The organism is Kitasatospora sp. NPDC053057 (genome assembly GCF_044546945.1).
Classification (GTDB): domain Bacteria; phylum Actinomycetota; class Actinomycetes; order Streptomycetales; family Streptomycetaceae; genus Kitasatospora.
In genome coordinates this window covers 1-12,982 of the sequence record NZ_JBITZP010000080.1, presented here as the reverse complement: position 1 = coordinate 12,982, position 12,982 = coordinate 1, and the positions used below count along the sequence as shown (strand labels likewise).

General features: G+C 69.5%; 10 protein-coding genes and 5 pseudogenes. 9 read left to right on the top strand and 6 right to left on the bottom strand.

The window, feature by feature from the left end; all coding sequences use genetic code 11:
* Window positions 1–74: 74 nt before the first annotated feature.
* Both ACIG5E_RS38255 and ACIG5E_RS38250 read right to left on the bottom strand, forming a co-directional pair.
* Window positions 75–1,313 (bottom strand): hypothetical protein, encoded by a 1,239-nt coding sequence (locus ACIG5E_RS38255; protein ID WP_396541727.1) that lies wholly within the window; start codon window positions 1,311–1,313, stop codon window positions 75–77.
* Between the two features lie 741 nt (window positions 1,314–2,054).
* A complete protein-coding gene (locus ACIG5E_RS38250; RefSeq protein ID WP_396541725.1) occupies window positions 2,055–3,146 on the bottom strand; it encodes a peptidoglycan-binding protein in 1,092 nt (363 codons plus the stop codon).
* Window positions 3,147–3,854: 708 nt separating this feature from the next.
* Between ACIG5E_RS38250 and ACIG5E_RS38245 the strand changes: the two are divergent.
* Window positions 3,855–4,270 (top strand): annotated as a pseudogene (locus tag ACIG5E_RS38245) (transposase); the annotation flags it as partial.
* A gap of 77 nt (window positions 4,271–4,347) precedes the next feature.
* Here ACIG5E_RS38245 and ACIG5E_RS38240 read toward each other — a convergent pair.
* Window positions 4,348–4,866, bottom strand: coding sequence for an RICIN domain-containing protein (locus ACIG5E_RS38240; protein ID WP_396541723.1), 519 nt, complete (start codon window positions 4,864–4,866; stop codon window positions 4,348–4,350).
* Between the two features lie 152 nt (window positions 4,867–5,018).
* Between ACIG5E_RS38240 and ACIG5E_RS38235 the strand changes: the two are divergent.
* Both ACIG5E_RS38235 and ACIG5E_RS38230 read left to right on the top strand, forming a co-directional pair.
* Window positions 5,019–5,139, top strand: a pseudogene (locus ACIG5E_RS38235) (DDE-type integrase/transposase/recombinase); the annotation flags it as partial.
* A 4-nt stretch (window positions 5,140–5,143) separates the two neighbouring features.
* Window positions 5,144–5,339 (top strand): annotated as a pseudogene (locus ACIG5E_RS38230) (transposase); the annotation flags it as partial.
* A gap of 110 nt (window positions 5,340–5,449) precedes the next feature.
* On the opposite strand, the gene ACIG5E_RS38225 reads toward ACIG5E_RS38230, so the two are convergent.
* The gene (locus ACIG5E_RS38225) at window positions 5,450–6,727 is read right to left on the bottom strand and encodes an Ig-like domain-containing protein (protein WP_396541721.1); all 1,278 of its coding nucleotides are present in this window, start codon (window positions 6,725–6,727) and stop codon (window positions 5,450–5,452) included.
* Window positions 6,728–7,052: 325 nt separating this feature from the next.
* On the opposite strand from ACIG5E_RS38225, the pseudogene ACIG5E_RS38220 reads away from it, so the two are divergent.
* The 4 genes and pseudogenes from ACIG5E_RS38220 to ACIG5E_RS38205 all read left to right on the top strand — a co-directional run.
* Window positions 7,053–7,280: pseudogene (locus ACIG5E_RS38220) on the top strand (helix-turn-helix domain-containing protein); the annotation flags it as partial.
* Between the two features lie 270 nt (window positions 7,281–7,550).
* Window positions 7,551–8,378 (top strand): hypothetical protein, encoded by an 828-nt coding sequence (locus tag ACIG5E_RS38215; RefSeq protein ID WP_396541733.1) that lies wholly within the window; start codon window positions 7,551–7,553, stop codon window positions 8,376–8,378.
* Window positions 8,379–8,838: 460 nt separating this feature from the next.
* Complete coding sequence (locus tag ACIG5E_RS38210) at window positions 8,839–10,299, top strand: HEPN domain-containing protein (protein WP_396541719.1); 1,461 nt, start codon at window positions 8,839–8,841, stop codon at window positions 10,297–10,299.
* A gap of 222 nt (window positions 10,300–10,521) precedes the next feature.
* Window positions 10,522–10,773, top strand: a pseudogene (locus tag ACIG5E_RS38205) (integrase); the annotation flags it as partial.
* On the opposite strand, the gene ACIG5E_RS38200 reads toward ACIG5E_RS38205, so the two are convergent.
* On the bottom strand, window positions 10,684–11,010 hold the full coding sequence (locus tag ACIG5E_RS38200; protein WP_396541731.1) for a hypothetical protein: 327 nt from the start codon (window positions 11,008–11,010) through the stop codon (window positions 10,684–10,686). The pseudogene ACIG5E_RS38205 and the gene ACIG5E_RS38200 sit on opposite strands and share 90 nt — an antisense overlap.
* Window positions 11,011–11,155: 145 nt before the next feature.
* Here ACIG5E_RS38200 and ACIG5E_RS38195 point away from each other — a divergent pair, with 145 nt between their 5' ends.
* Complete coding sequence (locus ACIG5E_RS38195; RefSeq protein ID WP_396541729.1) at window positions 11,156–11,392, top strand: hypothetical protein; 237 nt, start codon at window positions 11,156–11,158, stop codon at window positions 11,390–11,392.
* Window positions 11,393–11,581: 189 nt separating this feature from the next.
* On the opposite strand, the gene ACIG5E_RS38190 is transcribed toward ACIG5E_RS38195, so the two are convergent.
* On the bottom strand, window positions 11,582–12,193 hold the full coding sequence (locus ACIG5E_RS38190; protein WP_396541717.1) for a hypothetical protein: 612 nt from the start codon (window positions 12,191–12,193) through the stop codon (window positions 11,582–11,584).
* Between the two features lie 566 nt (window positions 12,194–12,759).
* On the opposite strand from ACIG5E_RS38190, the gene ACIG5E_RS38185 reads away from it, so the two are divergent.
* On the top strand, window positions 12,760–12,982 hold a 223-nt coding region (locus ACIG5E_RS38185), incomplete at its 3' end, for a transposase (protein ID WP_396541715.1).

The following is a 12,982-nucleotide window of genomic DNA, read 5'->3' as shown; positions in this document are numbered from 1 at the left end:
ATCGTCATGAGTCCACACAACCCTTGATGATCACGCGGTGGCCGTTGCCGTTCTCACCCGGCTCCCGGGAAAGATCACGAAGTCGCACTGGAGTAATAGGCGGTCATCACCTTCGCCATACTGCCGGTCGGGATCGGCTTCTGATCACCGTACGTACCCAGGCTGCCAACGCCCTCGAGCTCCACGGCCGCCTCGCCCTCTCCCGGCCAGGCGGGCGTCAGCGGGGCGCCGGCGATCGTGTATGACGGCGCACCCGTCATCACCAGCGCCGGTCCCGGCAGCGGACGCAGCACCTGCACCGCGCAGAAGACGACCGCCAGCAGCGCGACCAGCTCGGTGGCGATCCCCACCCGGCGCAGGCCGTCGCGCCGTACGGCCCGCAACCGCTGGGGCGCCCCGGTCAGCTCGGCGAGCCCCTTCAGCGGCTCGTCCGCCGGCGCCGACGGCAAGGCCTGCTCCAAGGTCTTCTCCGCCACCCCGGGCCGCCCGGTGCCGCCTTCCGTCGCGCTGTTCCCGGGATCCTCAAGACGCTCGACCGGGATGTCACGGCCGGACCCGGTGCCGGCTGCTTCCCGGTCTGGGCTTGTGCCGCTCACCGGTCCCGCCGGTGTACCCGCAGGCGAACCAGGGACCACCATGCCTGGTAGCGACTCGGTGGGGGTGGCGACCGACCCGAGGGCCTCGAGGGAGACGTCCGGCGCTTCTTCGCACTCCTCGACTCCCGCCAGGGCGCCGGCGTCAGCGCGTGTGCCGTCCGAGGCCTTTCCGCCGGGCGTCACGGGCACGGCCTGCTTATCCGGTTCCTTCGCGCGGTCATCGTGCGTGCCAAGGAGCTTGGTGGGCCTGGTCGCAGTGGTTGCCAGGGGCTCGGCCGCCTGGTCGGCGCTACTGTCGCGCGCGCCTGAGTCCACGGCGTCGGGCACGGTCGAGTCCCCGGCCGTGCCCGACGACTGCTCCGCTCGTACGGGCGTTGCGGGCTCCGCTTCGGTTACCGAGGTGACGGCATCGGCGGACCGTTCGACGCCGGGCCCAACGGTCTCCTCCGCCGTCCCATGAGTTGACACGGCCGACGCGGTCTCGGAGGCGTCCGTTCCGTCGGAATCGCCTGCGGCCGCGCGCTTGTCGTCAGGCGTGAGCCCCTGAGGGCCGCGCGCCGGCCGTGGGGTGCTGGACGGCTCAGTGTCCACATCCGTTACCGCCTGGCCGGTGTGTCGCAGCGTCTCTTCCGGCTCCTCGGGGCGCGTCCGGGTTGCCGCCTCGGCCGCCTGCGTCGGCCCATCCTGCTCCGCCCTACTGGTGGCGTTGGCCGTCACCTGGTACCCCCTGGCATCGGCGGGGCTGCTGCACGAGCACCCCGTCAGTGATCTCGGTGCTATTGACGATCTTGTCGATTCGGCTGGTTCCGCCGAGCGACCCTGATGGGCCGGGCCGCGAGGACGTGCCCGAGCCGTTCCACATGCGGCACACGCCAGCGCGCCCGCGCCATCCCCCGGGCCGGTTCTTCGGAAAGTTGCTCCGACGCATTCCGTGGCCCATCCGTTGGTATGGCTGCCGGCGTCGACAGCCATACCATGGCCCCGGAGGGCCGAACCTTCCTGCGCTTCGGCACGGGCGATCGAACGCGACGGTGTCTACCGTTGGCCTGCGCTCCCGGCTCGCTCCTCCAAGCTGCACAGGGCCCTGGCACCTACGGCTCCGCCAGCACCGGCGGCTTCGACGCCGCCGGGTGGTCCCAGCGCGTCGGTGCGCCCAAAGCCGCCAAGCTGCGCCAGGCCGTCCGCGAGCACGACCAGCAGAAAACCCACCAGGAGCTGATGGAATCCCTGGCCGTCATCGACTGCGGCGATGCGAACGCCTCGCTGCCCCGTGTTGGAGATGTCGGGGGCTTGATCGGCGGTCAGGAGGGCTCGGTACTGGAGCTGTGGGACCTCGTCACCGTGCTGCACGCCCTCGGCGCCCCGGTCCGGCTGGAGCTGGTCCGGCGCCTGGCCGCTGAGGGGGAGACGACGTGCGGGCCGGAGGGCCTCGGCGTCCCGCGCTCGACGCCCGCGTGGTCAGGCCGTGACGTGGTACCAGTACCCGCCGGTGTGCAGGGTGACGTAGTGGACGTTGGTGCCCGTCTCCTTGGCCTCGTACATCATGTCCGCGCCGGTGCCGGGGTCGGTGCCGGCGTAGAGCACGACGTGCGTGGTGGTGTGCGCGTCCGTCCCGAAGTACTCGACGTCGCCCGGCTGGCGCTGGGACTCCGCGATCGGTGTGAGGTGCTTGTCCCGGGTCTGCTCGCTGGTGTCACCGCCGTTGGCGAGGTCGATGCCGGCGCCGAACCGGTAGGCCGCCCGGACCAGGCCCGAACAGTCCAGGCCGGCGGTGGAGTTGGCCGGGCAGGGCTGGATCGAGCCGTGGTAGCCGTCGCAGGTACCGAGTGACGGGCCGGGGCCCTCGCCGCGAAGCGAGTGGCCGCCGCCCCACACGTACGGGACGCCCAGGTAGGACTTCGCCGCGTTCAGGACCTTGGCGGGGTCGACGGGGCCGCTGGGCAGCGGGGTGGGGGCGCTGGCGTAGAGGGCGGTCTTGGTGCCCGCGCCGACGACCCCGTCGATGGTCAGGCCGTGCGAGGCCTGGAAGTTGCGCACGGCCGTGTCGCTGGCCGCGCCGAACTTCCCGTCCACGGTGAGGCCCGCGCCGAACTTGTTCAGCATCGTCTGCAAGGTCGTGGCGCACGGCCCGGCGGCGCCGGTCCGCAGGTCGCCGCACTGGGTGCGCAGGTCGACGGTGCCGGAGGCGGAGGCCGCCGCCGAGTCGAGCGCCGACTTGGTGGCCGGGCCGACGATGCCGTCGGCGGTCAGGGCGTGCGAGGCCTGGAAGTTGCGCAAGACCGTGTTGGTGGCCGGCCCGAACTTCCCGTCCACGGTGAGGGCCGCGCCGGTCAGGTTGAGCTCCAGCTGGAGCTGGGTGACGCAGCCGTCGGCCTCGCCCTGCTGCAGGTTGGCCGGGCAGGCCGGGGAGGTGAGGGCTATCGGGGTCGGCGCGGCCGTGGGTGCGGCCGTGGGTGCGGCCGAGGCGGCGTACGCGCCGACGCCGGTAAGGACGGCCGCCAGGGCCAGGCCCAGCGACAAGCGGCGCCGGGTGGGGAGGACGGTTCGCACAGGAGGTTCTCCGAGTCCGTGAGGATTAGTCAAACGAGGGCTGTTGGCAGGACGTGATCCACTGCCTTGGTCCTGCTGGTCGGTCACCAGTGGGCATGGCCGGGGGCTGCCGTCAGGGGGTGCCGGTCGGGGCGGGGTGGCTCGCGCGGGCGAGGGCTTGCTGCCGCAGGCCGCGGAGCCGGTCCAGGAGGGGCTGGTTAGTCCCGAGTCTTCTCGATGTCGAGCTGGATCTGCTCCACGGTGGTGGCGAGGCCGGCCTGGTCCTGGCAGTGGGCAGGCAGGCGCCGAGGAGTGGCTGGACACCGCGCTGGCCCTCGGGCAGGACGTTCTGGCACTCGGCGGTGGCGTTGTCGGTGGTCGGTTCGGGACGGTGGGCTTCTCCTTGTCTCGCGTCCGGCTGGTGCCGGCCCGCTCGCTGGTCAGGGGTGGCGGCGGGAGCCGGATCCGGGGTGGGTGGACAGGGTGCGCCGCGCGAGCCAGGAACGGGCTTGGCCGCTGTCAGGAGCGCCAGATATCCCGGAGAGGCACCAGCGGACCACGACCACCGGGAGACGCCCGTGAGTAGCCAGAGCCCCGCCCAGCCCGACGACAACGACGACCAGGACGACGGGCAGCCGTTCCGGCCGGGCCGCACCACGTACGGCGCGGCGCCGACAACCCGGGCGGCTCGATCACCGCACCGCGCGCCGACGTCCTCGCCGCCCTCGGCGTCCTCAAGGTCGCCACCGCCGACCAGCTCCAGCGCCTGCTGCGCCCCGGTGCGGCGTCGAACAAAGCGATCCGGCAGGCGCTACAGTCGGCCGACGCCTGACACTGCGGCCCCGCAGAGAACACGAAGCCCTCTGTCAAGCACGTGCCGACCAGGCACCGACACCTGGAAGGAGCGCTACAAGACCCGTGCCGGCGTCGAGGGCACCATCTCCCAGGCCGTCCAGCGTTGCGGCCTGCGCAGATCTCGCTATCGCGGCCTGGCAAAGACGGCCCTGCAACACCAGCTCACCGGCGCCACCATCAACCTCGTGCGCATCGACGTCCACCTCACCAACACGCCCCGAGCCCCCACCCGAACCAGCCGCTTCACGGCACTTCGCCCCGCCGAACTGCTGCTCGCCGGGGCGAAGTGATCAGGACCCCAAACCAACCAACAGCGTCCTGGTTCTGGAGGCGGGGGGCCGTGATGTGTTCTCAGGGGGTTCGCTGGTTACGGGTGGGAGGCGATTCCGCCGCCCACGTAGGCACCGCATCGGCCGAGCACAATCGCGGTACCGGAACCGACCCCGGCGTCTGCGCAGTTGTCGGAGGAGATCTTGGGCTGGAGACCGACGTCGCCGTTGGAGAAGGAAACCCAGTTCCAGACGCTGTCGTTGGATCCGCAGCTGTACAGCTTGACGTGGTTGCCTCGCGTGTCCCCGCCTTCCCAGTTGTTCAGGCAGAGGTTGTAGTTGAGGCCGGAGTGGACCTTGAAGTGGTAGCTGTCGACGTACTCCAGCTGCCACTGCTGTGCGTCGGTGCCGTTGCATCCCCAATTCTGGACCTGCGCCCCGGAGTAAGCGTTGGCGTTCGGCACGTCGTAGCAGCTCGTGGCTCCGTTCAGGCCGGGTGCATCGAACTGGATGGAGCCCCAGCCGGTGTTGGCGCTGGCGGTGGTGGCGGTGGCGAGGCCGCCGGCGAGCAGGGCTGCGGTGGAGAGGGCTATGGCGGCTGTGCGCTTGATGTTCATGCGTGTCCCCCGTGTGGTCTCTTCTTGAACATGTCAGGGATCCTCGAAATCGTGGATCTTGTCGTGTAGCGAACGGGCGTGAAGTCGGAGCAGCTCCACCGGTGCCAGCACCGGTCCGGATGCGAGCAGTCACGTGACCTGGTCGGCCCGACGCCGTGGCGCCGAACGTGCTGTGGGTCGGTGACATGACCGAGATCGATACCGGCGAGGGCAAGCTCTATTTGGCCACGGTGATCGATCTGTTCTCCCGCCGTCTGCTCGGCTACGCGATGGGCGTGTGCCGGTCGGCAGGTTCGGACCGTACCCCGAGCGGCTGCGGGAGCTTCGAGAGGGTGATCTGGAGGTTCCGCTCCAGTGCCCAGTGGCGGGAGATGCCCGCCGAGTTCGGCTCCTGGCCGACCGTCTACGGCCGGCTCCGGGTTTGGCGGGACGCCGGTGTCTTCACCGCGCTACTCAAAGGCCTGATCGCCGAGGCCGTTGATCGGTCACGTGATCGATCGATTCATGAGGACCTCGATCGACTCAACGGCCGCCAGGCCGGCCCGGTGCGCCGGGCGGAGGACGGCTGCTCAGCGGGCGGGTGCTACCAGTTGGCCCAGGGGAGGTTCCAGCCGCCGAGGCCGTTGTCGGGGGCGACGGTCTTCTCCTTGGTGTTCACGACCGTGACGACGTCGCCGATCAGCGAGCTGTTGAAGAACGACCCTGCGGGGGAGGTGTCGCTGCCGCCCTCCACGTCCTTGAGCGAGACGCAGCCGTGGCTCGTGTTGGCCTTGCCGAACAGGTCGACCTTGTACCAGTAGTTGCCGTGGACGTAGGTGCCGCTCCTCGTCAGCCGCATCGCGTGCGGGGCGGCGGGGATGTCGTACTCGTCGCCCAGGCCGACGGTCTGGGAGTTCATGTGGGTGACTTTCTCCTTGGACATGATGACCATGGTCCCGCCCCAGGAGGGATGCTTGTCGTCGCCGAGGGTGGCGGGCACGGTGGTGGACTTGCTGTCCCGCACGATCGTCATCTGGTGCGTGGCGGCGTCCGCGGTGGTGACCTGGGACCGGCCGATGGTGAACGGTTCGTCCTTGTCGACGTCGCCCCACACACCGGGGGCGACTTCGACGTTCTTCAGCCGGTAGTGGATGGTGACCTTGGTGTTCGGCTTCCAGTAGTCCGCCGGGCGGAAGTCGATCCGGTTGTCGCCGAACCAGTGGCCCTTCACCTCCGTCCCGTTGTCCGTTTCGAAGGTGATGGCCTTGGCGACGGCGTCCTTGTTCACGATCCCGCTGCTGAAGTCCACCTTGACGATCATGCCCACACCGTAGGTCTGGCCGTCAGCGATGTTGTCGTTGGTGGACACCTGCTTGCCGGGCGAAGCGGTGGTGAAGGCGCTGGTGGCCGCGGCGACCAGACCCTCGGGGTCCTTGGCCTGGGCGTTGACCGTGTACGCCGCGCCGGGGGCGAGCGCGGCGGCGGGCTTCCAGCCGGTGCCGTCCGCCGTGATCGAGCCCTGGACGTGCTTGCCGTCCTTGTCGGTCACGTCGACGGCGGTGAGCTTGCCGTGGGACACCGACACCTGGAGCGCGGTCGGTGCGACTCCCCGGGCCCCGTCCTTCGGCTCCACGTCCAGCACGGCGGTCGACGTCCTCGGCGCGGCCGTGGCCGCCGTCCCGCCGGGGGCGCCGGGCGTGGCGGAGGTGGCGGGGGTGGCAGAGGTGACGGGGCCGGCGGCGTCAGCGCCCTGGTCCTGGCCGTCGCCGTCGCCGCAGGCCGCGGACATCAGCAGGACCCCGCCCACCGCCAGTGCCACCGCACCGCGGTGGAATCGGTCGTTGGTGCGTATCGCGGCCTGGGCCGCCCGAACAGTGCTCACAGTTGCTCCCTCTCGGTGTTTCGCCGTCAGCTTGTGCGCCGGTTCGTCCCGGCCGCAACGGTGGGCCGGCGATCAGGGACGCGGGGACGCCTCTACCCTGTTTGAGCTGGGAAGACGTAACCTTCCTGGGACGCGTCGGCAGGGGCTCGGGATGGCGCGGCCGGTGCCGCCGGCGACCTCGGAGGAACCGTGAGACGGTCTGCGGCGTGCTTGTCTCCCGGAGCTCACGTCGGATCGGCGTCCCGGCGATCCGGTTGCCGGCTATCCGGTTGCCGGCGACGGGCCGGATCACCGCGGCGGTAGCTCCGAGGGGGTTCGCGAGCGGGTGGAGGAATCAGTGTTGGAGGGGACCGGGGAGTTGAGGGAGGCGCAGGAGATCGCACGGCTGCTCCAGGAACTGAAGAGCCGTTCGGGTCTCAGTTACGGCGCGCTGGCGAAGCGGCTGCACGTGAGCACGTCGGCGTTGCACCGCTACTGCACCGGCGGCGTGATGCCGGTGGAATTCGATCCGCTGGAGCGCCTCGCGCGGTTGTGCCGGGCGACACCGGAGGAGCGCACCGAGCTCTACCGGCTGTGGGTCGTCGCCCACACGTCGCGGGGGAACCGGCAGGCGTCCGCACCCGCCCCCGCGCCGGAGGCCCCGCCGGCGGTTCCGGTGACGGCACCGGAAACGGAAGCGGCACCGGAAACGGCACCGGAAACGGTTCCGGTTCCCGAACCGGAACCGGAAGCGCGACCGGCTGCCGAAGGCGTCGTGGAGGTCGGGACGGCCGCCCCTGCGCGTACCCCCGCCGTGCCGCCGCACCGGCGAGTACGCCGGGGCGTGATCGCCGCCGTGACGGCCGCCGCGGTGCTCGCCGCCCTCGGGGCCGTCGCCACCGGGCTCAAGACTCACCCGGGCGGTGACCCCACGTCCGCTCCGGCCCCGGCGGCGGACACCGGGCCGTCCGCCGGATCCCCGGCCCCGCTCTCTCCCCCCGGCGCCGCGCCGGTCGCCGCCGACGTGACCCCGTCGGGGCCGACCGGCGCCGCGGACCAGGGTGCGAGTGCCCCGATCACCGTCACGGTCCGCCCGTCCCGCCGGGACGACCCCGAGTGCAACCAGTACGTGATCGACCGCCCGCCGTCGGAAGTCCCCCGTCCGCCCGCAGTGGTGGACGCCCCCGCCTGGGTGGCCAAGACCGGTGCGGTCGCCGGCCACTACCAGTCGATCGGGCTCACCGTGCAGGGCATCGGCAGCGACACCGTCGTGCTGACCGCGCTCAACGTCCGCATCGCCCGGATCGCGGCCCCGCTGGCCTGGAACGCCTACTCCATGGGCGAGGGCTGCGGCGGCGGAGTCGACGTCCACTCGTTCGACCTCGACCTGGACGCGGCCCGCCCCCGCCCGGTCGTGTTCGAGGGCAGCACCGGCCTGCCGCTCAAGGTGAGCGAGCGGGATCCGGAGGTCATCGAGGTCAACGCCGAGACCACCTCCCACGACGTCAGCTGGTACCTGGAACTGGAGTGGTCCAGCGGCAACCGGACGGGCACGCTGCCCATCGGCCTGGGCGACGGCGCGCCGTTCCGTACCAGCGCGGTCAAGGGCCGGCCGCTGTACAGGTACCCGACCGGCGGGAAGGCCTGGGAACCGAGCCCCTTCCAGAAGTGACGGCCACACGGGGCCCGCCCCGGGACCCCAGCAAGACGGTGTCGTCCTGAACCTGACCAGCGCGCGGACGGCTTGTCGCGTGCGCTGTTGCCGCACCCGGCGGCCGGGTCCGCCGGCCGCCGCCGAACCGGATCGCGGCGAGGCCAGCTGACTGGCGACTTCAGTGGCTGTTGCTCTATGACGTTGTCGGCCCGCTGGGGGCTGCTGTGGGAGGCGTCGCTGACACCGACCCGGAGGCCGGGGAGGCAGTTGCCGCTGACCAGTTCGCAGGTGGGCAGAGGGGTAGAGGAACCGGTGCAGCATGAAGCGCAGTGGGCGCTCGGTGTGGTCGCCGTGTCAGTGCCCTAGTGAGGGTCGGCAAACGGTGAAGAGCGCGTTGCGAGACGGCGGATCGGTAGGATTCGCGAGGCGTTCGCTCGCGGAGCGGACGGAAGCCGAAGGGCACGAAGAAGGCGGGCTCATGGACAAGTTCGAAGCCGACGGTGTCTTCTGGGAAGCTGGGAACCAGGAGCGGGCGGTCCCCGGACGCATCAGGTTCGATCCGGCCGACGGGGTCTCCTTGGAGCTGTTCGGTGGACTGACGCCGGTCGAGGAAACCTTCACGGCCGCCACGCCCCGCGTAATGCTCATCCACGGCTTCGCTGGTAGAAAAAAGCTGACCCTGCTGGGCTGCCAGTCTGAGGGTCTGAGCGCCAGCATGCCCGGAATCGCGATGGAGACGTTCCGCGCTAGTTTCCTCTTCTCCGGTGAGCACTTCGAAACCCCAGAGAGCATCACGTTCGACGAATTCTCAGTCTGCTTCGACCAGCTCGCCCCGTGGGTCAGGCGCGGAGAGTTCCAGATAAACATCGAAACTTTCGAGCCGAATAACTTCGCCAACGTATCGAAGGTCGGCGCTGCCCTCACCATTGCACCCAAGGAATCCGTAACCATTGGCTCGATGGAGCTGGAACTAGGGTCCACGTTCTCATCCAGCGGCGACAGGCTCACGAGAGCCAGCATCGAGCAGCAGCCCTACCTGAAGCTGAAGTACGCAGAGCCGAGAACCCTGGATGAGATCCTGGTGGACCTCAAGGGAATCCAGGACTTCATCACGCTTGCGGTCGACGCCCCTGCCGTCCCGATCGAGATCAACCTCTGGCGGGAGGACCTCGTGCGCGAGGTCGCAGAAGCACAAAGCGTCCGGGTCCGTGTGGACCTGAGCATGGCACAGCTCGCGGAGCGCGTCCGCCTACCCGGGCACAAGCCCGAGCACGAGATCCTGCTTCCATTTGATCGAATCGGTGGCCTCGAAAGCATCGGCCGCTGGATCGAGGTCTCGCGCACGCACCGCATGGTTCTGGGTGCACTGCTGACGGTTCACTATGCGACGCAAATCTATGAAGAGAACCGTTATTACAACGTGATCTCAGCTGCCGAGACGCTGCATAGAATTGGATTCCCGAACTACGTTCGCCCGTCGGAGGCATATGCGGAGTACCGCGACGCGATCGTGCGGGCCGTCGAGGGTGGTCTGGGATCCGACACAGCTGAATGGCTCGGCAGCCAGATTATGTACAGCAACGAGCCTCGGCTACGTGACCGCCTACTAGCGCTGGCGGCGAATGTCGGCGACGTCTTCCCCCTACTTGTCGGCAACGTGAACCACTGGGGATCAGTCGCCGTCAACGTGCGCAACCGGCTCACTCATCACGACGAGGATCAGAAGCTCGACCTGCGACCGGGGGACCTCTACTTTATCTCCCAGTCGATCTACGTCCTCGTCATGCTTTCCCTCCTCCGCGCGTGCGGCGTAGAAGCGAACGCATTTTCCAACATCATCGACGTGCCGAACATCGGATTTCTGCGGGATAACCTGCGGGAGATCATCCCACGTGTCAAGAAGTCGTTTTACAGGCACAGGGCGACCGCAAAGCCCTGAAGGGTGTCTTTACTGCCGTACAGCGGCTGACCAGCGGCTTTCCGGGCGGCCGCGTCCCGGGCATGATCACTGACTGTGGGTCTGCGACTGCTGTACTTGATCTTCTGTCGGCTGCTGGGCTGGCTCGTCCTACTGGGCCGTTCCGCTGCCGCGAACAGGGCCGAGATCCTCGCCTTGCGCCATGAGGTCGCCGTGCTGCGCCGACAGGTCGGGCGGCCGCGGATGTCGTGGGCCGACCGCGCCGTACTTTTTGCTCTCGCACGCCATATGCCGTTTGCCCTGCGCCGGCACCGGCTGGTCACCCCGGGCACGCTGCTGGGCTGGCACCGACGCCTGGTGCGCTGGAAGTGGCGTCAGCCACCAGGCAGGTCCGGCCGGCCACCGCTACCCGAACAGATCGTCGCGCTCATCCGGCGCCTCGCCACAGAGAATCCGACCTGGGGCTACGTCAGGATCCAGGGCGAGCTGCGACGGCTCGGCCACCGCGTCGCCGCCGCCACCATCCGCCGCATCCTGCGCCGCTTCGGTCTGCCGCCCGCACCACAGCGCGCCTCCCGGCAGACCTGGCGCACCTTCATCCGCACACAGGCCCACACGCTTCTCGCCTGCGACTTCCTGCACGTGGACACCGTCTTCCTCAAGCGCCTCTACGTCTTCTTCGTCATGGAGATCGAGACCCGGCGCGTCCACGTCCTCGGCGTCACCGCCCACCCCACAGGAGCGTGGGCGGCCCAGCTCGCGCGGAACCTGCTGATGGACCTGGGAGACAGGGCCGGGTGCTTCCGGTTCCTCATCCGCGACCGGGACGCGAAGTTCACCGCCGCGTTCGACGGTGTCTTCGCCAGACCGGTGCCCTGTGACCGATCCCCACGCCGAGCAGCCGAACACCCGCCGCCTCGACTGCGAGGACTGCCAGGCGGGCCCGGACAGCGGCGACATCCGCACTCTCGCGATCGGCACCGCCGGCACCACCGAGACCTGGCACATCCGCGAGTGCCCCGCCTACACGATCCAACAAATCCTGGGGGAGGCCGGCGCCCAGAAGGTCAAGGAACAGCAGGCCCGGGCAGAGGAGGCGTTCTTGGCCGCGTAACGCCGGTGGACGGCCCGCTTGAGGAGACGTCGTCAGAGGCCATTTGAAGTGGGCCAAGCAGTACGCGCAGGACGCGAAGATGGCAGCGGAGAGCGTCACGGACCCCGGTCACCGGACGATCACTCTGGCTGGGCGGGCTACCGAGCCGGAGCTGTCCGGAGCCGGCCGACGGCCGCGTCCGCGGATTCACTACCAGGGCTGCTTCGACCAGTCTCCCCGAAAGCGATAGGCACGGCCGTCACCGGCCTGCTTCGTCCCGCCGGGCACGACGTCCTCGTGGTACGGGTACTGTTCCGTCACCGCCGCCAGCAGGAACTCCAGGAAGCCGCCCTCGAACAGGTCCCACTCCCGCATCGAGTGGAACTTGGCGGCGACGGGCCACCGGTCCGGGTCCGGGCCCCGCGTCAGCCAGAAGAAGTGGTCGGAGTTGGAGTTGTTGCCCCACTTCAAAAGCCCGCCCTCGGCCGGGAACAGCGGATGGGGGCACTCGTCGTAGTCCCCGTCCCGATAGCACTCGGCCAGCCAGGCACAGTATCCGTAGGGCTCCGTCGTGCAGTACAGGAATCCCTCGAAGCCGAGCGGCTGCCCGGTGTCAGGACTGGGCGCCGCCGACGGTGCGTAGATGTGCAGCTCGTCTCGGATGCTGACCATCCCGTACCGGTCGACGAACGCCCGGTAGTCCGCGGGCAGTTGGAAACCGAGCGCCTTCGGCCCCTGCTCCCACGGGACCGGGACCACTCCGCCCGCGGGCGGCGGCCCGATCACCTCACCGAGCCGGTCCAGCATCTCCTCGATGTCCACGTCCACTCCCGCCAGCCGCCCGTTCCCGCCGGAGGGTATCGGCTTCCAGTGACAGCGAAGGGGGGCCGGCCCCGCGAGCTCCTGGCACCCGAGCTGTGGAGGGCTTCCATGCGGCAGGCACCGTTCGCAGTGACGCGGCGGACCATCCCGGCGGGCATCGGGCGCGTCTGGCTGTCGTGTGTCCTGTCGGATGGGGTGCTGCGCGGCTTGTGACGTGGGTGGGTGCCCGTGATCCCCCGGTGTGTGGTGAGGACGCGACAGTCGAGGGTGGGACAGGGCCCGAGGCTGCCTCGGGGGAGGCATGGGTGACCTGTGACAGCGAAGCCGGGACGGTTGTCATAGAAGTCGGGACAACGGCTGCTTGTGTCAGAAGCGATTTCCAAACCGAGGGATACGGCTGCTGCTCGAACTTCCGCTCGCATCAGCCTCGTTCAGGTGATCGCTCCGCGGTCGGCGCATAGGAGAAGGGCCTCCTGCACAGTTCGGTGATGTCGAGTCAACGAACCATCAGGAGGCCCCTGGTGTCCCACTCTGGCGTGTCCGCAGCGTCCGCGTCCAGCTCCGGCATGTCGTGCGATTGCCTCGCACACCGGCTCGGGAATGCCGCCGACCAGCCGGACCGGACCCGCCGCTACGGCTCCGACCTCACCGACGCGGAGTGGGCGATCGTGCGGCCGCTGCTGCCGGTCCCGGCCTGGCTGAACGGACAAGGGGGCCGCCCGGAGGGCTACTGCCACCGCCAACTGCTCGATGCGGTGCGCTACCTGGTCGCCGAGGGCGTGCGCTGGG

Bases quoted from the DNA above. Each gene is read 5' to 3' on its own strand.
- ACIG5E_RS38240 (WP_396541723.1), bottom strand. From the start codon at position 4,866: ATGAACATCAAGCGCACAGCCGCCATAGCCCTCTCCACCGCAGCCCTG.
- ACIG5E_RS38210 (WP_396541719.1), top strand. From the start codon at position 8,839: ATGGACAAGTTCGAAGCCGACGGTGTCTTCTGGGAAGCTGGGAACCAG.